The 22642-nt window shown below is 73.5% G+C and carries 18 protein-coding genes and 1 pseudogene; 11 read left to right on the plus strand and 8 right to left on the minus strand.

What is annotated here, in order from left to right; genetic code table 11:
- Positions 1-19: 19 nt before the first annotated feature.
- Positions 20-1687, plus strand: a complete 1668-nt coding sequence (locus ACZLMO_RS07715) for a serine/threonine-protein kinase (protein WP_463653381.1) — start codon at positions 20-22, stop codon at positions 1685-1687.
- Positions 1688-1696: 9 nt separating this feature from the next.
- Positions 1697-3139 (plus strand): MFS transporter, encoded by a 1443-nt coding sequence (locus tag ACZLMO_RS07720; RefSeq protein WP_463653382.1) that lies wholly within the window; start codon positions 1697-1699, stop codon positions 3137-3139.
- 158 nt (positions 3140-3297) lie between these two features.
- On the opposite strand, the gene ACZLMO_RS07725 is transcribed toward ACZLMO_RS07720, so the two are convergent.
- The 6 genes and pseudogenes from ACZLMO_RS07725 to ACZLMO_RS07750 form a co-directional block, all read right to left on the minus strand.
- Positions 3298-4248, minus strand: coding sequence for a TIGR01777 family oxidoreductase (locus ACZLMO_RS07725; protein WP_463653383.1), 951 nt, complete (start codon positions 4246-4248; stop codon positions 3298-3300).
- A 1-nt stretch (position 4249) separates the two neighbouring features.
- The gene (locus ACZLMO_RS07730; RefSeq protein WP_463653454.1) at positions 4250-5230 is read right to left on the minus strand and encodes a lipoyl synthase; all 981 of its coding nucleotides are present in this window, start codon (positions 5228-5230) and stop codon (positions 4250-4252) included.
- 249 nt (positions 5231-5479) lie between these two features.
- Positions 5480-6277, minus strand: a pseudogene (lipB, locus tag ACZLMO_RS07735) (lipoyl(octanoyl) transferase LipB); the annotation flags it as partial.
- 42 nt (positions 6278-6319) lie between these two features.
- Complete coding sequence (sucB, locus tag ACZLMO_RS07740) at positions 6320-8209, minus strand: 2-oxoglutarate dehydrogenase, E2 component, dihydrolipoamide succinyltransferase (RefSeq protein WP_463653384.1); 1890 nt, start codon at positions 8207-8209, stop codon at positions 6320-6322.
- A gap of 27 nt (positions 8210-8236) precedes the next feature.
- On the minus strand, positions 8237-9613 hold the full coding sequence (gene lpdA, locus ACZLMO_RS07745) for a dihydrolipoyl dehydrogenase (RefSeq protein WP_425713300.1): 1377 nt from the start codon (positions 9611-9613) through the stop codon (positions 8237-8239).
- A gap of 177 nt (positions 9614-9790) precedes the next feature.
- Positions 9791-11254, minus strand: coding sequence for a leucyl aminopeptidase (locus tag ACZLMO_RS07750; protein ID WP_463653385.1), 1464 nt, complete (start codon positions 11252-11254; stop codon positions 9791-9793).
- 56 nt (positions 11255-11310) lie between these two features.
- On the opposite strand from ACZLMO_RS07750, the gene ACZLMO_RS07755 reads away from it, so the two are divergent.
- Both ACZLMO_RS07755 and ACZLMO_RS07760 read left to right on the plus strand, forming a co-directional pair.
- A complete protein-coding gene (locus tag ACZLMO_RS07755) occupies positions 11311-12345 on the plus strand; it encodes a quinone-dependent dihydroorotate dehydrogenase (RefSeq protein ID WP_463653386.1) in 1035 nt (344 codons plus the stop codon).
- Positions 12342-13316 carry an AEC family transporter gene (locus ACZLMO_RS07760; RefSeq protein WP_463653387.1) on the plus strand — a complete coding sequence of 325 codons (975 nt, stop codon included), beginning with the start codon at positions 12342-12344 and terminating at the stop codon, positions 13314-13316. Before ACZLMO_RS07755 ends, ACZLMO_RS07760 begins: the two co-directional genes overlap by 4 nt.
- A gap of 22 nt (positions 13317-13338) precedes the next feature.
- Here the strand turns inward: ACZLMO_RS07760 and ACZLMO_RS07765 are convergent, their stop codons facing one another.
- Entirely contained in the window at positions 13339-13968 is a 630-nt protein-coding gene (locus ACZLMO_RS07765; RefSeq protein ID WP_425713304.1) for a DUF3043 domain-containing protein, read from the minus strand.
- Positions 13969-14173: 205 nt separating this feature from the next.
- Here ACZLMO_RS07765 and ACZLMO_RS07770 point away from each other — a divergent pair, with 205 nt between their 5' ends.
- From ACZLMO_RS07770 to ACZLMO_RS07800, 7 genes are all read left to right on the plus strand, one after another.
- Complete coding sequence (locus tag ACZLMO_RS07770; RefSeq protein WP_425713305.1) at positions 14174-15535, plus strand: dipeptidase; 1362 nt, start codon at positions 14174-14176, stop codon at positions 15533-15535.
- A 2-nt stretch (positions 15536-15537) separates the two neighbouring features.
- Complete coding sequence (locus tag ACZLMO_RS07775) at positions 15538-16842, plus strand: glycerate kinase (protein WP_425713306.1); 1305 nt, start codon at positions 15538-15540, stop codon at positions 16840-16842.
- 160 nt (positions 16843-17002) lie between these two features.
- Positions 17003-17353, plus strand: a complete 351-nt coding sequence (locus ACZLMO_RS07780) for a HesB/IscA family protein (RefSeq protein ID WP_425713307.1) — start codon at positions 17003-17005, stop codon at positions 17351-17353.
- A gap of 85 nt (positions 17354-17438) precedes the next feature.
- Positions 17439-18473: an FKBP-type peptidyl-prolyl cis-trans isomerase gene (locus tag ACZLMO_RS07785; protein ID WP_425713308.1), complete on the plus strand. Its 1035-nt coding sequence runs from the start codon at positions 17439-17441 to the stop codon at positions 18471-18473.
- 271 nt (positions 18474-18744) lie between these two features.
- Entirely contained in the window at positions 18745-19641 is an 897-nt protein-coding gene (gene ctaC, locus ACZLMO_RS07790; RefSeq protein WP_425713309.1) for an aa3-type cytochrome oxidase subunit II, read from the plus strand.
- Positions 19641-21398, plus strand: coding sequence for an aa3-type cytochrome oxidase subunit I (gene ctaD / locus ACZLMO_RS07795; protein ID WP_463653388.1), 1758 nt, complete (start codon positions 19641-19643; stop codon positions 21396-21398). The genes ctaC and ctaD overlap by 1 nt, the downstream gene beginning before the upstream one ends.
- Positions 21395-21874: a cytochrome c oxidase subunit 4 gene (locus ACZLMO_RS07800; protein ID WP_425713311.1), complete on the plus strand. Its 480-nt coding sequence runs from the start codon at positions 21395-21397 to the stop codon at positions 21872-21874. Before ctaD ends, ACZLMO_RS07800 begins: the two co-directional genes overlap by 4 nt.
- Positions 21875-21963: 89 nt before the next feature.
- Here ACZLMO_RS07800 and ACZLMO_RS07805 read toward each other — a convergent pair whose 3' ends face one another.
- Positions 21964-22584: a superoxide dismutase gene (locus ACZLMO_RS07805; RefSeq protein WP_425713312.1), complete on the minus strand. Its 621-nt coding sequence runs from the start codon at positions 22582-22584 to the stop codon at positions 21964-21966.
- Between the last annotated feature and the right edge of the window lie 58 nt (positions 22585-22642).

Raw genomic sequence — 22642 nt, forward strand, 5'->3', positions numbered from 1 at the left:
CACCTGGTTCGCTCGATGCATGGGGCAGGGACCGGGTGAGGCGAGGCGACGACCGCGTGACGAGCGGCAGGCGGCGGGCGAGGTGGGCCGGGTGCCCGGGTACCGCATCTCTCGGTCGCTGGGGGGCGGGTCTGGGCGGGTGTTCAGCGCGACGTCGGACGAGCGCGGGTCGCCCGTCATCGTCTCGGTCGTCGACCTGCCCGACGGGCGGGCCGGCGACGCGCTGCGCCGGCGTCTGACGGGTCTGCGGACACGGCCGCACCCGCACCTGCCGCGGGTGGTCGACGTCGTCGTCATGCCGGAGGGACGCGCGGCGCTCGTGACAGAGGTGGTGCCCGGGGCGTCGCTCGCGTCCGTGCGCGTGGCGCGCGGGTCGCTGTCGGTCCCCGAGGTCGCGGGCGTGCTGACGGACATCGGGTCGGCCCTCGCCCACCTCGCGGCCGAGGGGATCGTGCACGGTGACGTCTCGCCGGCGAACGTGATCGTCGACACGGCCGGCGCGGTCGTCCTCGTCGACCTCGTGGGGGACGTGCGGCTCGAGGAGGGCACGCCCGGGCACGTCGCGCCCGAGCGGCTGGCCGGGGGACCGGCGTCGACGGCGGCGGACGTGTACGCGCTCGGCATGCTCGTCCGCGGACTCGCCCCGGGGGACGCCGAGGTCGAGGCACTGACCGCTCAGGCGTGCGACGACGACCCCGGCCGGCGGCCCACGGCCAGGGCGCTGGCGGCGCGGGCCGCCGAGCTCGGCGGCCGCAGCGGGGTGCGGCTGCCTGCCGGAGCGGATCTCGCGGGCGCCCTGCTGCGGGAGGGCGCGTTGCGCGAGGCGACGGCGCACGCGCTGACGGGCAGGACGCGGGCCAGGGGCCGGCGCGCACGGCGACCTGACGGACCGGCGGGGGAGCGGCGGGGTGCGGCGCGGGGCCCAGGGAGGTCGGCCGGGTCGTCCCGCGACCGCGTCGCGGTGGCCGGACGGCGCGGTGACACGGGAGGAGTCGATCGGAGGGGTGTGCGATCGGTCGTCGCTCGCGTCGGTGTGCTCGCCGCCGCGGCCGTCGTCCTCGCCGTGGGCGGGTACGTGACGACCGAGGCGCTCCTCGCTCCGGACGGGAACGGGGGCGCGGTCGTGGAGGCTGATGCCGTCGCGGAGGCGAGTGCGGTGGGGGAGTCGGACGCGTCTGGGGAGTCGGAGTCCGTCGCGGGGGCGGACGTGGCGCCGGCGGCCCCGCTCGCAGGGGCCGGCCCCACCGAGCCGGCCCCGGACGCCGCCGAGAGCGACGACTCGAGCCCGGGGATCACGGATGCCACCGGCGTCGTGACCGCCGTCGTCGAGACCCGGGAGGCGGCGCTCCTCGCCGGCGACCCCGCAGCGCTGGCCGGTGCCACCGTGGAGGCGTCGCCCGCCCGGGCGGCCGACGCCGACCTGTCCGGTGCCCTCGCGACCACGACGATCGATGACCTGTCGACGTCCGTGACCTCGGTCGAGGTGCTCGAGGGCTCCGTCGCCGACGGGCGGTTCGTCGCCCGGGTGAACCTGCACCAGGAGGAGTGGCGGGCGCGGGACGGCACGGGGGAGAGCGTCTACCCCGCCACCGAGGCGTGCGGGGTCCTCGAGCTCGAACGGGTCGGGGACGGGTGGGCCGTCGCCGACTCCGCAGCGTGCGAGAGTGCTGCCGACCAGGGCGGATAGCCTGCCCGGGTGACCCGCCGAGGACTGACGCCACCCAGGCCCGGCAGCGTCGTCGCCGTCCTCGCGCTCGCCGGGATGACGGCCTCGTTCATGCAGACCCTCCTCATCCCGATCCAGTCCGAGCTGCCCGAGCTCCTTGACGCCTCGCGGGACACGACGGCGTGGGCGGTGACGATCACGCTGCTCGTCTCCGCGGTCTGCACGCCGATCTCGGGGCGTCTCGGCGACATGTACGGCAAGCGCCGCGTCGCCCTCGTCCTCATGGGGGTGCTCGCCGCCGGGTCCGTGGTGGCCGCGATCTCGACCGCGGCGGGCCCGCTCATCGTCGGGCGCGGGCTGCAGGGCGTCGGGATGGGCGTCATCCCGCTCGGGATCTCCGTCCTGCGCGACGTCATGCACCCGGACCGCATGGGCGGCGCCATCGCCCTGGTCAGCGCCACCCTGGGGGTCGGCGGTGCGCTCGGCCTGCCGGTCAGCGCCTTCGTCACCGAGAGGGCCGACTGGCACGTCCTGTTCTGGGTGGCGGCGGCGCTCGCGCTCGTCGTCCTCGTCCTCATGGCCCGGTACGTCCCGCCCAGCACGCTGCGCAGCGGTGGGCGGATCGACCTCGTCGGCGTGATCGGGCTCGCCGCCGGCCTCACCGGCGTGCTCCTCGCGATCTCCCGCGGCGGCGACTGGGGCTGGACCTCGTCGAGCACCCTCGGGCTCGGGCTCGGCGGCGTCGTCGTCCTGCTGGCGTGGGGGGCGTTCGAGCTGCGCGTGCGCGACCCGCTCGTCGACCTGCGCGTGACCGCCCGCGGCCCGGTGCTGATGACCAACCTCGCGTCGGTGGCGATGGGGTTCGCCCTGTTCGCCGCCAACATCGTCTTCCCGCAGCTGCTCGAGCTTCCGGCCGAGGCGGGCGGCCTCGGCATGGGCCTCGTCCCCGCGAGCCTCGTCGTCATGCCCTCGGGCCTCGCGATGCTCGCCATGTCCCCCGTGGCGGGCCGCCTCCTCGGGCAGTGGGGCCCGAAGCCCCTGCTCGTCACGGGCGCCCTCGTCATCGCCGCGGGCTACGCGGTGGCGGTGATCGTGCCGCTCGAGGCCTGGGTCGTCCTCGTCATCAACATCCTCGTGGGGCTCGGCATCGGGCTCGGCTTCGCCGCCATGCCCACCCTCGTCATGCGCGCCGTCCCGGCCTCGGAGACCGGTGCCGCCAACGGCTTCAACACCCTCATGCGGGGGCTCGGGACCACGTCGGCGGCCGCGGCGGTCGCGGCCGTGCTCTCGCTGTCCACGGTCGACGTCGGCGGTGTCCAGCTCCCCACCGCGGACGGATTCCGCACCGCGCTCCTGCTCGGGCTCGGGGCCGCGGTCGTCGCCGCCGTCCTCGCGTCGCTCATCCCGCCGGCTCGCGCACACCCGGGGGAGCACACCTCGCTGCCGACCGGCGACCGGCCGGGCAACCGCTGATCGCGGAGGCGGTGACCCGTCGTCGGTGCGGCGTCTCGCGACGGCGTGGCCCTCGACCGGTGCACGGGCGGCCGGCGACCGACGAGACCACGTGGTGCAGGGACGGACCTCGGTTGCTCAGGCACTCAGGAGCGCCCCGTGGGTCAGCGCCCCGCGGCTCAGCGACCCACGAGCGCCCGCGCGGCCGAGGCCACATCCGGGTGCGCGAACGCGAACCCGTCACCGAGCAGGGCGGCCGGACGCATCCGCTGCGAGGCGAGGACGTCCCCGGCGAACTCGCCGAGGACCGCGCGCAGGGCGAGACCCGGCGCCGGGACGACGGACGGCCGGTGCAGCTCGCCCGCGAGGGCGGCGACGACCTCGCGCTGACGCGCCTCGCCCGGTGCGGCGAGGTTGACGGGCCCGGTCAGGTCGGAGTCGGCGAGGTGGAGCTGCGCGCCCACGTGGTCATCCGCGGTGATCCAGGACCACCACTGGCGTCCGCTGCCGAGCGGGCCGCCGAGACCGGCGCGCAGGAGCGGCAGCATGCGGCCGAGCGCCCCGCCGCCGGTGGCGAGGACGATCCCGGTGCGCAGGTAGACGGTCGAGATCCCGGCATCGACCGCCGGGCGCGCCGCTGCCTCCCACGAGGCCGCCAGGTCGCTCGTGAAGCCCGCCCCGCGAGTGGAGTCCTCCGTGAGCACCTCCTCGCCGCGGTCGCCGTAGTAGCCCACGGCGCTGCCCTGGAGGTACCTGACGCCGGGGGAGACGCGGCCCTCGCGCACGCCGCGGGCGAGCGAGGTGGCCAGCAGCGCGGTCGAGGACGTGCGCGAGAGCAGCACCGTGGCCTTGTACGCATCGGTCCAGCGCCGGTCGCCGAGCCCCGCACCGGCGAGGTTGACCACGAGGTCCGCGCCGTCGAGCGCGGCCGGGTCGAGGATCCCACCCGCGGGGTCCCACACGGCGTCGTCGGCGCCGGGCGACCCTGAGCCGGGGCGGAGCAGCCGGCGCACCCGCCACCCGCGGGAGTGGAGCGCCTCGACGAGGGAGCTCCCGATGAGCCCGGACGAGCCCGCGACGACGGCGAGCCGTCCGTCGCCGTCGTGCTCGCCCGTCGGCCGCGTGGTCATCTCAGCCCAGCCGGGCCAGCAGCGAGGACGCTTCCTGGCGGGAGCTGCCCTCCTCGGTGAGGTGGTGCAGCTGCTCGGGGATCTCCTCGCCGCGGCTCGTCATCGCCTGTGCCCACAGGCGTCCGGCGCGGTAGCTCGAGCGGACCAGCGGGCCGGCCATGACGCCGAGGTAGCCGAGCTCGGTCGCGATGTCGGAGAGCTCGACGAACTCCTGCGGCTTGACCCAGCGGTCGACCGGGTGGTGGCGCAACGAGGGCCGCATGTACTGGTTGATCGTGATGAGGTCGGTGCCGGCCTCGCGGATGAGACCGAGCGCCTCGACGACCTCGTCGAACGTCTCGCCCATGCCGAGCATGATGTTCGACTTCGTGACGAAGCCGTCGTCGCGGGCGGCGCGCAGGACCGAGAGTGAACGGTCGTAGCGGAACCCGGGCCGGATGCGCCGAAAGATCCGGGGCACGGTCTCGACGTTGTGCGCGAGCACCTCGGGCCGCGAGGAGAACACCTCGGCGAGCTGGTCCGGGTCCGCGTCGAAGTCGGGGATGAGCAGCTCGACACCGGTGCCCGGGTTGAGCCGGTGGATCTGCCGGACGGTCTCGGCGTAGAGCCAGGCGCCGCCGTCGTCGAGGTCGTCCCGGGCCACGCCGGTGATCGTCGAGTACTTCAGGCCCATGCGCCGTACCGAGCTCGCCACCTTGAGCGGCTCCGCGCGGTCGAACAGGGCGGGCTTTCCGGTGTCGATCTGACAGAAGTCGCAGCGCCGCGTGCACTGGGCCCCGCCGATGAGGAACGTCGCCTCGCGGTCCTCCCAGCACTCGTAGATGTTGGGGCAGCCGGCCTCCTCGCACACGGTGTTGAGGCCCTGGCCGTGGACGAGGTCCTTGAGCTCGTTGTACTCCGGGCCCATCGTCGCGCGGGTCTTGATCCACTCCGGCTTCTGGCCGATCGGGGTCTCGGCGTTGCGCTTCTCGACCCGCAGCATCTTGCGCTCGCCCGGCGCAGGCCGCCGAGCGGGGTCCGGCTGCGACTCCGGTGCGTCGACCTTCGCGTCGGCGTGCCCGCCGCAGCCGCACGACGCGCCGCCCCCGCACCCGCAGGAGCCCCCGGTGGCGGCGAGAGAGGTGAGCCCGAGGTCGACCGATACGTACGGGTCGGCCGACCGCGCAAGACCGTTCGCCGGCGCGGCCGTGACGGCGTCGGCCGCGACGTCCGGCAGGGCGTGGACGGCCGTCATCGGGAGCAGGTGCCGCACGAGGGCGCGCTCGACGACGTCGGCGACCTCGCCGAGGGTGAACGGGCGGCCGAGCGACCGCTCGAGCGAGGTGACGTCGGCGTCGGGGATCCCGCAGGGAACGATCCGGTCGTACGCGCCGAGGTCGGGGGAGACGTTGAGGGCGATGCCGTGCATCGTCGTCGCGCGCGCGACGCGGACGCCGATCGCACAGATCTTCGCGTCGGGCGCCCCACTGGTACCCGGGACCCAGACGCCGGTGCGCCCGGGGACCCGCACGGTCGTCAGCCCGAGCTCGGAGCACGCGTCGATCACCGCGTCCTCGAGGGCACGCACGTAGGCGACGACGTCGACCGGCTCGGCCAGCCGCACGATCGGGTACACGACGAGCTGGCCCGGACCGTGCCAGGTGATGCGCCCGCCGCGGTCGACGTCGACCACCGGGGTGCCGTCCGTCGGCCGGTCGGAGCGCGCGGTGCGCCGGCCGGCCGTGTAGACGGGGTCGTGCTCGAGGAGGAGGAGCGTGTCGCTCCGCGTGCCGTCGGCGACCTCCGTGTGGACCTCCCGCTGCAGGTCCCAGGCCTGCCGGTAGTCCGTACGGGCGGTGCCGAGATCGAGCCTGCGCAGATCCATGCCCTCGACTCTAACCGCGCGGCGGTCGGTCGGTGCCACGGGGCCGACAGGTGGCCCCGCCGGGTGCGCGTGCGGGCGCCGGGCCCTGTCGGGGTACGACTCGACGGGCTGTCGAGCCCGACGGGTGCGCGGTCGAGGTTCGACGCGGACGGGCCCCGCGGTCACCCTCGGTGACTGCGGGGCCCGTCCGTGGTCCCTGAGGTCGGGTCAGAGGCCGAGGTCGCCCTCGAAGGAGCCCTCCTCGAGCCGCGCCTTCATCGTCTGGAGGAACCGCGCGGCGTCCGCACCGTCGATGAGCTGGTGGTCGTAGCTGATCGCCAGGTACATCATCGAGCGGATGGCGATCGCCTCGTTGCCGTCGGTGTCCTTGACCACGACCGGGCGGCGCGTGATCGTCCCGGTGCCGAGGATCGCAACGCCGGGCTGGTTGACGATCGGCGTGTCGAACAGCGCGCCGCCGGAGCCGGTGTTGGTGACCGTGAAGGTCGCACCGCTCACGTCGTCCGGGGTGACCTTGCCGGTGCGGGCCCGCTCGGCCTGCTCGGCGATCCGCTTGGCGATGCCGCCGAGCGTGAGGTCGCCGGCGTCCTTGACGACCGTGACCATGAGGCCCTTCTCGGTGTCGACCGCGATGCCGATGTTCTCGGCGTCGTGGTAGACGATGTTCTCGCCGTCGATCTCGGCGTTGAGCTTCGGGTGCGCCTTGAGCGCCTCCGTGGCCGACTTGACGAGGAACGGCAGGTACGTGAGCTTGACGCCCTCGTTGGCCTGGAAGGTCGACTTCGCGCGGGCCCGCAGGTCGGCGATGCGGGTGAGGTCCACCTCGACGACCGTGGTCAGCTGCGCGGTCGTCTGCATCGACTGCATCATCCGCTTGGCGATGACCTTGCGGGTGCGGGACATCTTCTCGGTCGTGCCGCGCAGGGTGGAGGCCGCCGGGACGGTCGTCGGCGCCTTGGCGGCCGGAGCGCCGGCCGCCGGAGCGGCCGCGGGGGCCGCCGACGCCTGGGCAGCGGCCTCGGCCGCGGCCTCGACGTCCTGCTTGCGGATCCGACCGCCGACGCCGGAGCCCGTCACCGTGGACAGGTCCACCCCGCGGTCGCGGGCGAGCTTGCGCACGAGGGGCGTGACGTAGGACGCGGCGCCCTCGGCGTCCGCGGGCGGGGCAGCCTGGGCCTGCGCCGGAGCAGCAGGTGCCTGCGCCGGGGACGCCGGAGCAGCAGGCTTCTCGGCGGCCGGAGCGGACGGAGCCGCCGGAGCGGGCGCCTCGGCCGGGGGAGCGGCCGGTGCGGGCTTCTCCTCGGCCTTCGGCTCCTCGGCCTTCGGCTCCTGGGTCTTCGGCTCCTCGGCCTGCGCCGGGGCCGGTGCGGCCTCCTCGGCGGGGGCCGCGGCCGACCCGCCGGCGTCGCCGCCGATGACGGCGAGCACGGCGCCGACGTCGACGGTCTCGTCCTCGTTCACCCGGATCTCGGTGAGCGTGCCCGCGAACGGGGAGGGCACCTCGGTATCGACCTTGTCGGTCGAGACCTCGAGGAGGGGCTCGTCCACGGCGACCTCGTCGCCGACGGCCTTGAGCCACTGCGTGACCGTGCCCTCGGTGACAGACTCGCCGAGCGCCGGCATGGTGACCTCCTGGCCGCCGCCACCACCGGTGGACGCGGTCGCCGGCGCCGCCTCCTGGGCGGGCTCCTCGGCCTGGGCGGGCTCCTCGGCCTGCGCCGGAGCCGCGTCCGCCGGCTCCTCGGACGACTCCTCGGCGGGAGCCTCCTCTGCGGGGGCCGCGTCCGCCGGCTCCTCGGACGACTCCTCGGCGGGAGCCTCCTCCTGCGCGGGAGCGTCGTCGGCGCCACCGCCGCCGGAGCCGTCGCCGATGACCACGAGGTCGGTACCGACCTCGACGGTCTCGTCCTCCTCGACGAGGATCTTCTCGATCGTTCCGGCGACCGGCGACGGGACCTCGGTGTCGACCTTGTCGGTGGAGACCTCGAGCAGGGGCTCGTCGACCTCGATGGTGTCGCCGACGGCCTTGAGCCACTGGGTGACGGTGCCCTCGGTGACGGACTCGCCCAGCGCGGGCATCTTCACGGATTCAGACATGGTGGGTGCTTTCTCCTAGGCGCGGGCTCAGTTGTGGGAGTGCAGGGGCTTGCCGGCGAGCGCGAGTGCCGCCTCTCCGACGGCCTCGTTCTGGGTCGGGTGCGCGTGGACGAGGGCGGCGACGTCCTCGGGGTAGGCCTCCCAGTTGACGATGAGCTGGCCCTCGCCGATCTGCTCACCGATGCGGGCGCCGACGCCGTGGAAGCCGACGATCGGCCCGTCCTTCTCACGGACGAGCTTGATGAAGCCGGTGGTGCCGAGGATGCCCGACTTCCCGTTGCCGGCAAGGTTGAAGTCGACGGTCTCGACGTTGTCCTTGCCGAACCGCTCCTCGGCCTGGGGCTGGGTGAGGCCCACGGAGGCGATCTCCGGGTCGCAGTAGGTGACGCGCGGGATGTTCGCCTCCTCGATGACGACCGGGTTGAGGCCGGCGATCTCCTCGGCCACGAAGATGCCCTGCTGGAAGCCCCGGTGCGCGAGCTGCAGGCCCGGCACGATGTCGCCGACCGCGTACACGCCCGGCACGCTGGTCGCCAGGCGCTCGTTCGTCAGGACGAACCCGCGGTCCATCGCGACACCCTGCTCCTCGTACCCGAGGTTCGCGGTGGCCGGGCCACGGCCGACGGCGACGAGCAGGTAGTCGGCGTCGATCGACTTGCCGTCCTCGGTGGTGACCGTGACGCCGGAGTCGCTCTGCGTGACGCCGGAGAAGCGGGCCTTGGTGTGGAAGGTGATCTTCCGCTTGCGGAAGGCCCGCTCGAGCGCCTTGGAGACGGCCGGGTCCTCGTTGGGGACGAGGTTGGGCAGGCCCTCGATGATCGTCACGTCCGCGCCGAACGACTTCCAGACCGACGCGAACTCGACGCCGATGACGCCGCCGCCGAGGACGACGACCGAGCTCGGCACGTGGTCGAGCTCGAGCGCCTGCTCGGAGGTGATGACCCGGCCGCCGATCTCGAGGCCGGGGATCGACTTCGAGTAGGACCCGGAAGCGAGGATCACGTTGCGACCGACGAGACGGCGACCGCCGACCTCGACGGTGTTGGGCGCCACGAGGGTGCCCCAGCCGGTGACGTACTCGATCGAGGCGGAGGACACGAGGCCCTGCAGCCCCTTGTACAGCTTGCCGACGACGCCGTCGCGGTAGCCGTTGACGGTGGGCATGTCGATGCCGTCGAGGGAGGCCTTGACCCCGAACGTCTCCGAGTGCGCGATCTCGTCGGCCACCTCGGCGGCGTGGAGGAGCGCCTTGGTGGGGATGCAGCCGCGGTGCAGGCAGGTCCCCCCGAGCTTGTCCGCCTCGACGAGCGCCACGCTCAGCCCGAGCTGCGCCCCACGCAGGGCCGCGGCGTAACCGCCGCTCCCCGCTCCGAGGATGACGATGTCGTACTCCTGGTCTGCCACGTGCCTCTCCTTGCCGCAGGCTCGGCGGTCCACCTCACGGGGCCGCCATGTCAACAGGTCCAACCGTAGCCGCCCGGGACGGCCCGTCCCGCCGATGGGCCGAGCGCCAGGGCGCTTCACGGTCGATCGTGTCACGGCGGGGGCTCCCGGCGCGCGCCGGGAGCCCCCGCCGCCCGGTCACGAGGCGGCGCGCGCCTCGAGGTAGCCGAGCATCGTGCGCACGCCGTACCCGGTGCCGCCGACCGGGGTGTAGCCGAACGGCTTCGCCGAGTTGTAGCTGGGCCCGGCGATGTCGATGTGCGCCCACGGGGCGTCCCCGACGAACTGCTGGAGGAAGACGCCCGCCGTCAGCATGCCGCCGGCGCGCTCGCCGGAGTTCTTGAGGTCGGCGACGGGGGACCTCAGCCCGTCGAGCAGCTCCGGCGGGAGCGGCATCGGCCAGGCGGCCTCCCCGGCGGCGTCCGCGGCGGCGACGACGTCGGCGCGCGCGTCGTCGGTGCCCATGATCCCGGCGGTGCGGTCGCCGAGGGCGACGACCTGGGCGCCGGTGAGCGTGGCGATGTCGAGCACCGCGTCCGGCTTCGCGGCGACGGCGTCGACGAGCGCGTCCGCGAGGACGAGCCGCCCCTCGGCGTCGGTGTTCGTCACCTCGACCGTCGTGCCGTCGCGCTGGGTGAGGACGTCGGACGGACGCTGCGCCGTGCCGCTGGGGAGGTTCTCCGCCAGCGGGAGGTAGCCGGTCACGGCGACGGGGAGACCCAGCTCGGCGGCGGCCAGCACGGTGTGCAGGACGGCGGCGGCACCGGCCATGTCGGACTTCATCGTCTCCATCGACTTCGGCGGCTTGAGCGACAGGCCGCCCGAGTCGAACGTGATGCCCTTGCCCACGAGGGCGTACCGCCCCTTCGCGCGCTTCGGCGCATAGCTGACGGTGACGAGGCGCGGCCCGCGGGTCGAGCCCTTCCCGACGCCGACGAGGCCCCCGTAGCCGCCCGCCTCGAGCGCGGCGACGTCGAGGACGTCGACGGTCACCTTGGTCTTCCGCGCCAGCTCCTTCGCCCGGTCGGCGAACGACTCGGGGTAGAGCTCGCCGGGGGAGGCGTTGACGAGGTCGCGGGTGGCGTTGACGTGGCCGGCGACGATCCGTGCGCGGTCGGCGGCGGCGTCGATCTCCTTGCCCTTGACGGTCGCGAGGGTGAGGCGCTCGACGGGCGTCTCGGGCTCGGAACGGTAGGTGCCGGCGGAGAACGCGCCGAGCAGGGCGCCCTCGGCGACGGCCCCGGCGTCCGCGGCGTCCCGCGCCGGCAGGGCGAGGACGGCGTGCCCGACGCCGGACAGCGAGCGCGTGGCGGCGCCGGCCGCGCGGCGCAGCGCCTCGGCGTCGACCTCCTCGACCGGTCCGACCCCGGTGAGGACGACGGCGGGTGCCTTCCAGGACTCCGGGGCGGCGACGCGCACGACCTGATCGGGCTTCCCCGTCACGCCGAGGGCCGCGAGGCGGTCGGTGAGCGCCCCGTGGTGCCTGCCGAGCGCGTCGCTCCCGACGAGCGCGGGCCCGTGGCCGGTGGTGCCGACCCCGACGACGACGACGTCGGCCGTGATCGTGGTCGCTGACTTCGTGCTGGTCTCAAGTGTGGTCACCGCTCCAGGGTAGGACGACCGTGCGACGCCCCGGGCGGCCCGCCTAGGCTGCGCCCGTGCCCCTGCCCGACCCGTACCCCGCGATCTACCGCCGCCTGCTCACGCGCGTCGACCCCGAGGAGGCCCACGTCGCCGCGCTGCGGGCCATCGCCGCGGCCGGCAGGGTCGAGCCCGTGCGGCGCCTGCTCAAGGCGACGGTCGGGCGGGCCCCCGCGGTCCCTCTCGCGCCCGCGCCCCACGGCCCGTTCGCCCGTCAGGTGCCGTCCGTCGTCGGTCTGGCCGCAGGGATGGACAAGGACGGGCGCGCGATCCTCGGTCTCGACGCCCTCGGTTTCGGTTTCGTCGAGGTCGGGACCGTCACCGCGCACCCCCAGCCCGGCAACCCCCGCCCGCGCATGTGGCGCCATCCCGAGCTCCACGGCCTGCGCAACGCGATGGGCTTCAACAACGCCGGCGCCGACGTGCTCGCGCAGCGGCTGCGCGAGCTGCGCTCGACCCGACAGGGTCGCGGCGTCGTCGTCGGGGTCAACATCGGCAAGTCCCGGGTCACCCCGGTCGAGGACTCCGTGGCCGACCACGAGCACTCTGCCCGCGTGCTCGCGCGGTGGGCGGACTACCTGGTCGTCAACGTCTCCTCGCCCAACACGCCGGGCCTGCGGGCGCTCCAGCACGTCGACGCGCTGCGCCCCATCCTCACCGCGGTCCAGCGGGCCGCCGACGACGCGGCGGACCGTCGCGTGCCGCTCCTGGTGAAGATCGCGCCCGACCTCGCGCCCGCCGACGTCGACGCGGTCGCCGACCTCGCGCTCGACCTCGACCTGGCGGGCGTCTCGGCGACGAACACGACCATCGACCACGACCTCGGCGCCGGAGGACTGTCCGGCGCCCCGCTCACCCTGCGCTCCCGGGAGATCGTCGCGCGGCTGCGCGGGCGGCTCGGGCCGGACCGGGTGATCATCGGTGTCGGCGGCATCGGCTCCGTCGACGACGCCCGGGCGATGCTGGGTGCCGGCGCCGACCTCGTGCAGATCTACTCGTCGTTCGTCGAGCAGGGCCCGTTCCTGCCGGGCAGGCTCGCGCGCCAGGCATGACCGGCGTCCTCGACGCCTTCGGAACGATCGGCGTCCTCATCGGCGCGGGCGCGCTGCTCGCCCACCTGGGGATCGTCGACCTCGGGGTGCAGCGCGCGCTGAGCACCGTGGTGTTCTGGCTCGCGGTCCCGGCCCTGCTCGTCGGGGTCGTCGGCGCGGCCGACCTGGGCGACATCGTCTCCGGCGCCGCCCTCGCCCAGCTCCTGGCGGTCGTCGTCGCCTCCCTCCTGGTCGCCGTTCCGGCGCGCCTGATCCTCCGGCGCGACCTGGTGAGCACGACGGTCGCCGCGTCGCTCGTCGGGTTCGTCAACGCCATCAACCTCGGGCTGCCGCTCGCGATCTTCGCGCTCGACGACCCCACCGTCGTGGTCCCGATGGTGCTGATCCAGCTCGTCCTCGTCCAGCCGCTGATGATCACGGTGCTCGAGGTCTCGCGGGCCCGGCGCGGCGGGGCGGGGGAGTCCCGCGAGCAGGGGCGGGGCGCGGACGCTGCGAAGGCTCGGGGCGCCGGGCCCGTCCGCGCCGCCCTGCAGACGCTGGCCAACCCGATGCTGCTCGGCACCGCCGTCGGTATCGTGCTCTCGGCGACGGGCTGGGAGCTGCCGACGACGATCGACACCCCGCTGTCGATGCTCGGGGACATGACGATCCCCGCGATCCTCGTCGCGTTCGGCATCTCGCTCCGGCTCGGCCCGCGGATCGGCGAGGGCGGCTGGGCCGAGGTCGCCTGGATCACCGTCGTCAAGCTCGTCCTCATGCCGGCCGTCGGGGTCGGGGTCGCCCTCGCGCTCGGGCTCGACCGGACAGCCACGCTCGGGGTCGCGGTCGTCTGCGCCCTCCCGGCCGCCCAGAACATCTTCGTCATCGCCGGCGAGTACGGCCGCGGCGAGCAGCTGGCCCGCGACGGCATCGTCGTCACCACGGTGCTCTCGTTCCCGGCGATCCTCGGTATCGCGGCGGTCCTGGGCTAGGGGCGCGAGGCCCCGCGGACCGCTACTGCTTCGGCCGCACCGGCTCCCCGCCGATGCGCACCTGCGGCTTGGGCTGGCGGAGGAAGCGGGGGTACATCGAGCGGATGAACGCGTACCAGACGGTGCCCTTCTGGTAGCGCGCGCCGTGCTCGGCGACCAGGCGGCGCTTCATGAGGAACACGGCAATGACCGACGTGACGATCGACAGGACGAGGAGCACGTACATCGACATGACGATGACGCCCTCGTAGCCCGGGAAGAACTGCCCGACGATCAGCATGCCGAGCATGATGACGAACGCCCCGGGCAGGAAGATCTGCGAGGGCAGGAACTTGGCGTCGATCCAGTCGCGCGCCGCACGCCGCGCGGGCCCGCGGTCGCGGGCGGGCAGGTAGCGTTCGTCGCCCGTCCGCATCGCCTCCTGCTGGAGGGCGAACGCCTTGTTGCGCTCCGCCTTCGCCCGCTGGCGCGCCGCCTTGCGGTCGTTGACGACCAGCGGCTGGCGGTTGCGGGCGGCGGCCTCGGCCTTCGTCGGCGTGGGGCGGCCCTTGCGCGGCGTGGTGCCGGCGGCCGGCCGCTCGTCCACGACCTCCGGGGCGGCGCCGTCGTCCTCGGGCGCTGCGGGGGACGCGTCTGTGCGGCGAATTCTCACCTCAGCAGGGTAGTCGACCCGTCCGGCGGCCCGGGAGGGTGGCGGCGTGGCTCCGGGCACACGGACCGCGCCGGTCGCGGGTGGCCGGTCGGGCGGGACGCGAGGACCGGAGGGACCGGCTCCCGAGGTCGTGGGGTGGGGCTGGGGGCGTCGGCGGGTGGACGCCGTGGGGAGCGGCCCGCGCCGCGTCGCCTAGCCTCGTGGCGTGACCATCGACGACCTCATCGCCCGTGCCGAGCAGGACTACCCCCGGGTCCTCGCCGAGCTCTCCGAGCTCGTGACCATCCCGTCCGTGTCGAACCCCGCGTTCGACCAGGCGGCCGTCCGCGTGAGCGCGGAGGCCGTCGCCGGGCTGCTGCGGGGCGCCGGGATGCAGGACGTCCGGATCGCGGAGGCCACCACCGACGACGGCGCCGTCTCCCGACCCGCTGTCCTCGGCCACAAGGCGGGCCCTCCCGGGGCGCCCACGGTGCTGCTCTACGCGCACCACGACGTCCAGCCCCCGGGCGAGTCCGCCGGCTGGTCCACGGACGACCCGTTCGTCCCCGAGCTGCGCGGCGACCGGCTCTACGGCCGGGGCGCGGCGGACGACAAGGCGGGGATCCTCGCGCACGTCGGCGCGCTGCGGATCCTCGGCGACGACCTGCCGGTCAACGTCACCGTGTTCGTCGAGGGCGAGGAGGAGATCGGGTCGCCGACGTTCCGCTCGTTCCTCACCCAGCACCGCGACGCGCTCGCCGCGGACGTCATCGTGGTCGCCGACTCCTCGAACTGGGACGTGGGCACGCCGGCGCTGACCACCTCCCTGCGGGGCGTCGTCCAGGTCGAGGTGGAGGTCCGGGTCGCCCACCACGCCGTCCACTCCGGCCTCTTCGGCGGCCCCTCGCTCGACGCCGTCACCTCCCTCGCCCGGCTCATCTCGACCTTGCACGACGAGGACGGGGAGGTCGCCGTCGACGGGCTGCACGTCTCCGACGCCGAGCTCGTCGACTACCCCGAGGAGAGTTTCCGGACGTCATCGGGGATGCTCGACGAGGTCCGGCTCGCCGGCTCCGGGCCGCTCGCGGCGCGCCTGTGGAACAAGCCCGCGATCGCCGTGATCGGCCTCGACGCCACGCCCGTCGCGACGTCGTCGAACACCCTCATCCCCGCGGCGCGTGCCGCGATCTCGCTCCGCGTGGCGCCCGGGCAGGACCCGGCGGAGGCCGCCCGCGCCCTCACCGACCACCTCGAGTCCCGCGCGTCGCTCGGCGCGCAGGTGACGACGACCGTCGTCGAGTCCGGCCCGGGCTTCGACGGCAGCGGTGGCGGCCCGGCCACCGAGGCGGCCGAGTGGGCCCTCGCCCACGCGTGGGGCCGGCGCCCCGTCCACCAGGGCATGGGCGGCTCGATCCCGTTCATCGCCGACCTCAAGGAGACGTTCCCGCACGCGCAGATCCTCGTCACCGGCGTCGAGGACCCGGACTCGCGGGCGCACTCCGAGGACGAGTCCCTGCACGTGGGCGAGCACGCCCGCGCGGTCCTCGCCGAGGCCCTGCTGCTCGCCCGGCTCGGCGGGACCCTGTAACCGTGCGGGTCCTGCTGGCCACCGACCGGGTCGGTGCTCTCCCGGCCCGCGAGGTCGCCGCCGCCCTCGCGCAGGGCTGGGGCGTCGAGCGGCCCGACGACGACGTCCGCGAGCTCCCGCTGTCCGACGGCTCGGCGGGCCTGCTCGACGTCCTGCCGACCGCCGGGCGCGAGGTCGTCGTGGTCCCCGGACCGCTCGGTGACGACATCCCCGCCGGGCTCGCCCGGACGGGTAGCACCTGGTGGATCGACGCCGACGACGTCCTCGGCGCCCGGCTCGTCGGCGGGCGCGTGGCGGAGTCGCTCGAGCGCGGCAGCAGCGCCGGGCTCGGGGTGCTGCTCCGGCACGCCGCCGCCGCGGGCGCGGGCCGGGTGGTCGTCGGCCTGGGACCGGCGGGCGTGCACGACGCCGGGTCCGGCCTCGTCCACGAGCTCGGCGTCCCCGGCCCCGACGAGGACGGCCACTGCACGATCGGCGGGCGCGGGCTCGACGCGGACGGGGCCGCGGGCGCGGGACCTGACTCGCCGACCGGTCCGGTGCCCGGCGACGCGTCGGCCATCGACGATCTCGCCGAACGGGTGCGCCGGGCGGCCGACCGGCTGGCGGGCCTCGACGTCGTGCTCGCTCTCGGCGTGGACGAGCCGCTCACGGGCCTGCACGGCACGGGGGCCCAGCTCGCCGAGCGGCACGGCCTGGACCCCGTGGCCGCCCAGGACCTCGACGGACGGACCGGCCGGGCCGCGGAGCAGATCCTGCGCGCGGCCGCCGACCTGCCGCGCCGGACCTCCCTCCCGCTCGCCGGACCGCCGGACGCCTCGGGTGCGGCGGCAGCGCACGCGGGCCACGCGCACGCCGCGCCCGCAGCCGACGCTCGCCTGACGACCCGCACCGACGGTGGCGGCGCCGGGGGAGGGGCGGGACTCGCCCTGCTGGCGCTCGGCGCCCGGGCGTTCGAGGGGGCGGACGTCGTCGCCGACGAGCTCGGTCTGGCCGACGCGCTCGACGAGCTGGAGGGCGTGGGACTGGTCGTCACGTCCGCCTCGGAGGTGGGCCCCGACGAGGCGCGCCGCTCGGTGCTCGCGACCGTCGGCCGGGCCGCGGCGGCCCGTGCGCTCCCCGTCGTCGCCGTGGGGCGCACCGTCTCGTCCTCGCGCCGAGAGCTCGCCCCGACGGGCGTCTCCGCCACCGCCGCGCTCGTGCCCGGCCGGCACCCGGACGAGGCGCCGGCGGCGGACGACCCGGTGGCCCTGCGCCGCGCGCTCGTCGACCGGGGCGCCCGGCTCGCCAGGACATGGTCCAGGCCCTGATTCTCTGACGTCGTCGGGTCGGCGTTGACGTGACGCATCCGCCTCTCCCGTTCCGGTGCACCGGAGACGTACCCTGTGAGCGCGGGAACAACGCGCGCCGAGCGGGCGTTGCACCCGGGACCGGCCCGGGCCGGAGACGAACTGCGAGGAAGGACGTCCCATGACGGACACGACGATCGACCAGGCGCACGGTGTCAACCTGAGCGACGGCGCCGCTGCCAAGGTCAAGAGCCTGCTCGACCAGGAGGGGCGCGACGACCTGCGCCTGCGCGTGGCGGTCCAGCCCGGCGGCTGCTCGGGCCTCATCTACCAGCTGCACTTCGACGAGCGCATGCTCGACGGCGACCTCGTGCGCGACTTCGACGGCGTCGAGGTGATCGTCGACCGCATGTCGGCCCCGTACCTCGACGGCGCGTCGATCGACTTCGCCGACAGCATCGAGCGCCAGGGCTTCACCATCGACAACCCGAACGCCGGCGGCTCCTGCGCCTGCGGCGACTCGTTCCACTGACCGGCCCCACGGCGCGCCGACGCACCCGTCGGCGCGCCGTTGTGCTGCCCGGACACCCCCAGACCCCGACCCAGACGGAGATCTTGTGCGCCGACCCATCCGACTCGTGACCGCCGCCCTGCTCGGCGCCTCCCTCGCCCTCGCCGGCTGCACCGGCTCGGACGAGGAGGAGAGCACCGACGGCTCCGAGCAGCCCAGCGACGGCGAGGCCGCCACGCCGGCCGGCGAGGACCTGCCGACCGTCAGCACCGAGGTCGGCGAGACCCCGGTCGTCGAGTTCCCCGGCAGCGGCGCGCCCGAGACCCTGCAGACCGAGGTCGTGGTCGAGGGCGACGGCGCCGAGGTCGGCGCGGACGACGTGGTTGTGGCCAACTACTCGGGTCAGATCTGGGACGGCGAGGTCTTCGACTCCTCGTTCGACCGCGGAGCGCCCACCGCCTTCTCCCTCAACCAGGTCATCCCGGGCTGGAAGGAGGGACTGACGGGCACCCACGTGGGCGACCGCGTGGTCATCTCCATCCCGCCGGAGGACGGCTACGGCGAGACCGGCCAGCCCGCGGCCGGGATCGGTCCGGAGGACACGCTGCTCTTCGTCGTCGACGTGGTCGACACGTTCGCGCCCGACGCGCAGGCGGAGGCCGACGCGACCCCGGTCGAGCCGGCCCCCGACCTGCCCGTCACCATCGAGGGGGACCTCGGCAGCGCCGCGACCATCGCGGTCGAGGAGGGCGCCGAGGAGCCCACCGAGATGACCACCCACGTCATCGCCGAGGGCTCGGGCGACCCGGTCCCGGAGACGCCGGGCAGCACGGTGGTCCTCCAGTACGCCGCCGCCTCGTGGGACGGCTCGACGACCGAGTCGACCTGGGAGCTCGGGTCGGTCATGGCTCAGCCCGTGGGCATGGGCAGCGTCGCCGACGCGCTGACGGGGGTCCCCGTCGGGTCCCGGGTCGTCGTCCTCGCCCCGGCGCTGGCCGAGCAGGGCGTCCCGTCGTCGGCCTTCGTCTTCGACGTCGTCGGCGCCGTCGAGGGCCCACCGGTCGAGGGCGGCGAGTCCCCGTCCGAGTCGGGCTCGGAGTCCGGCTCCGGCGCCGAGAGCCCGTCGGAGAGCGCCTCCTGACCCCATCCTCGGACCGACACCTCGGACGGCCCCCGGCAGCGCGCAGGACGCGCCGCCGGGGGCCGTCCCGTCGATACCCGGCCGACGCCGGGACGCCGCCCCACCGGGTGCAACACGCGGGATCCGATCGGGCGGGCGATGGCGACGCTGCGTCGTGACGGCGGGGTAAGGTGGCCCGGACGGGCCTACGTCCCGCTCCACCACGGCTGTGCGGCCGCTGCCCGGGGCGGACGGCCGGCCCAGCTGATCAAGACGTCGGGAAAGGTCCACCGTGCGGAGTACTCAGTCCCACAAGCGGCGAACGCCGCTCCTCGCCGCGGCCGTGACGGCGAGCCTGCTGCTCGCCGGCTGCGCGGGAGAGAACGGTCCCTCGGAGGAGGGGATGGGCCTCGACGTCGGCTTCCTGCCGTCGACGCGGGACATGACGGACAAGACCGACCAGCTCATCAGCTTCTGGAACGGGACCTGGCTCGCCGCCCTGGCGGTCGGCGCCGCCGTCTGGATCATGACGCTCGTGTGCATCGTCGTGTACCGCAAGCGGAAGAACGACGACCGCCTCCCGGTGCAGACCCGCTACCACGTGCCGCTCGAGATGATGTTCACGGTCGTCCCCGTGCTCCTCGTCGGCACGCTCTTCTACTTCTCGCAGTCCTCGACCGCGACGATGCAGGACACCTCCGCGGAGGAGGACCTGGTCATCGACATCTACGGCAAGCAGTGGAGCTGGGACTTCGTCTACACCACCGACGGCGTGTACTACTCCGGCGGCCGCATGGACCTCACCGGCGAGGAGGGCGTCGAGGAGACCCTCCCGACCCTGTACCTCCCGGTCGACCAGACGGTCGAGATCGTCGTGCACTCCCGCGACGTCAACCACGCGATCTGGATCCCGGCCTTCCTCTACAAGGTCGACATGATCCCGGGCCGGACGAACTCCTTCGAGCTCACTCCCACCCGCGAGGGCGTATACTCGGGCAAGTGCGCCGAGCTCTGCGGCGAGTTCCACAGCGAGATGCTGTTCAACGTCGCGGTCGTCCCGCAGGAGGAGTACGACGCGATGATGGAGGAGTACCGGGCGAACGGTTGGGTGGGCGATCTGCCCGCGGAGCTGGGGCGTGACTACGACCTGCCCCGCTACCCGGTCGAGAGCGCGAGCGAGGGCAACTGATGGCGACCACGATCGAGGAGTCGGCACACACGTCCGACGGCGGTGAGCTCGTCCCCGGGCTGCGACCGCGGAAGCAGTCGATGGGCAAGATCATCGTCGACTGGATCACCTCGACCGACCACAAGACGATCGGGTACATGTACCTGATCACCGCGTTCGTGTTCTTCGCGATCGGTGGTCTGCTCGCCCTGGTCATCCGGCTCGAGCTCTTCTCGCCCGGCCTCATGCTCCAGTCGGCGGAGCAGTACAACCAGTTCTTCACGATGCACGGCACGATCATGCTGTTCCTGTTCGCGACGCCGCTGTTCACGGCGTTCGGCAACATCATGGTCCCGTTGCAGATCGGCGCGGCGGACGTCGCGTTCCCCAAGCTCAACATGTTCGCCTACTGGCTCTACCTGTTCGGCGGCATCGTCGTCGTGGCCGGGTTCCTCACCCCGCAGGGCGCGGCGAGCTTCGGCTGGACCGCCTACACCCCGCTGTCGACCGAGGCGTTCTCGCCCGGACTGGGTGGTGACCTGTGGGTCGTCGGCCTCGCGATGACCGGTTTCGGCACGATCTTCGGGTCGGTCAACTTCATCGCCACGATCATCTGCTACCGCGCCCCGGGCATGACGATGATGCGCGTCCCGGTCTTCACGTGGACCACGCTCGTCACCTCGCTGCTCGTGCTCATGGCGTTCCCCGTGCTGGCGTCCGCGCTGTTCGGGCTCGGGTTCGACCGCGTGCTCGGCGGGCAGATCTTCAATCCGGAGGCCGGCGGGGCGCTGCTGTGGCAGCACCTGTTCTGGTTCTTCGGCCACCCCGAGGTCTACGTCATCGCGCTGCCGTTCTTCGGCATCATCTCCGAGGTCATCCCGGTCTTCTCCCGCAAGCCCGTGTTCGGCTACCAGACGCTCATCTACGCGACGATCGCCATCGCCGCCCTGTCGATGACCGTGTGGGCGCACCACATGTACACGACCGGCGGGGTGATGCTCGACTTCTTCTCGCTGATGACGATGCTCATCGCGGTCCCGACGGGCGTGAAGTTCGTCAACTGGATCGGCACGATGTGGCGCGGGAAGCTGACCTTCGAGACGCCGATGCTGTGGGCGCTCGGGTTCATGACCACCTTCGTCTTCGGCGGCGTCACCGGCGTCATCCTCGCGGCGCCCGCGCTGGACTTCATCCTTCACGACACGTACTTCGTGGTCGCGCACTTCCACTACACGGTGTTCGGCACGGTCGTGTTCTCGATGTACGCGGGCATCCACTTCTGGTTCCCCAAGTGGACCGGCAAGATGCTCAACGAGACGCTCGGCAAGATCACGTTCTGGCTGACGTTCATCGGCTTCCACACGACGTTCCTCTTCCAGCACTGGCTCGGTGCCCAGGGCATGCCGCGCCGCTACGCGGACTACATGGTCGAGGACGGGTACCAGCTCTACAACCAGATCTCGACGGTCGGCGCGTTCATCCTCGCCAGCTCGACGATCTTCTTCTTCATCAACGTCTACGTCACGATGCGCGGCCCGCGTACCGTGTTCGTCGACGACCCGTGGGGCTTCGGCAACTCGCTCGAGTGGGCCACGGCCTCCCCGGTCCCGCGGCACAACTTCACGTCGCTGCCCCGGATCCGTTCGGAGCGGCCGGCGTTCGACCTCCACCACCCGGAGGTCACCGCCATGGAGCACACGGCGCCCGACGAGTCGGTGCTCGCCGCGGCCGGCCACGGGCGACGATCGTCGACGAACGACCAGGAGGTCCAGCGATGACGGCGCAGCAGCCCGACGGGAGCAGCACGGACCCCATCGGTATCGAGGAGCAGCAGCGCGAGATCCGCCCCATGCGGGTCGAGATCGTCATGTTCACGGCGCTCACCGTCTTCTTCACGCTGTGCGGCGTCGCGTACGCGATCGTCGCGGACTTCGAGTCCGTCGGCACGGTCGGCTTCCTCCTGCTCGGCGGGATGAACGGCTTCGTCGCCGTCTACCTGTGGCTCACCGCGCGCACGACCGACGCGGCGACCCGCTGGGAGGACGACCCGTACGGCGAGATCGCCGACCGCGCCGGCGACATCGGCGACTTCGCCCCGCGGTCGTGGTGGCCGCTCGTGCTCGGCGTCGCAGCGACCTTCGGGTTCGTCGGCATCGCGGCCGGTTGGTGGCTCACCGGTATCGGTTTCGTCATCGCGATCGTCGGCGTCGCCGGCCAGATGTACGAGGCCAACCGCGGCATCCACGCGCACTGATCCATGGGCGCCACGGCGCCGCAGACGACAAACGCGCCCGGCCCTCCACGCAAGGAGGGGCCGGGCCCGTTCGTCGTACGGAAGGAGCGTCAGGCGACGACGAGGCCGCCGGCCGAGGCCTGGACCTTGGCGAGGCGCTCGGCCACGTTCTGCCAGTTCGCGATGTTCCAGAACGCCTTGACGTAGTCCGCCTTGACGTTGAGGTAGTCGAGGTAGAACGCGTGCTCCCACATGTCGAGCATGAGCAGCGGGAGCGTGCCGACGGGCACGTTGTTCTGCTGGTCGAAGAGCTGGAAGACGACGAGCTTGTTCGACACCGAGTCGAAGGCGAGCACGGCCCAGCCGGAGCCCTGGATCGACGTGGCGGCGGCGGTGAAGTGCGCCTGGAACTTGTCGAAGCTGCCGAACGAGTCCTTGATCGCCTCGGCGAGCTCGCCCTCGGGCTGGCCGCCGCCCTCCGGGGAGAGGTTCTTCCAGAAGATCGAGTGGTTGATGTGGCCGCCGAGGTTGAACGCGAGGTCCTTCTCGAGCTTCGGGGCCGCGGCCAGGTCACCGGACTCGCGGGCCTCGGCGAGCTTCTCGAGGGCGGTGTTGGCACCCGTCACGTAGGTGTTGTGGTGCTTGGAGTGGTGGAGCTCCATGATCTTGCCGCTGATGTGGGGCTCGAGCGCCGCGTAGTCGTAGGGGAGCTCGGGAAGCGTGTACGTCATGCATGTCCTCCATCGTCTCGCCGGCCGTGGCCGGGGGTGTCGTGCTCACGGGCTGCGG

It is taken from the genome of Georgenia sp. G2120 (assembly GCF_055326485.1).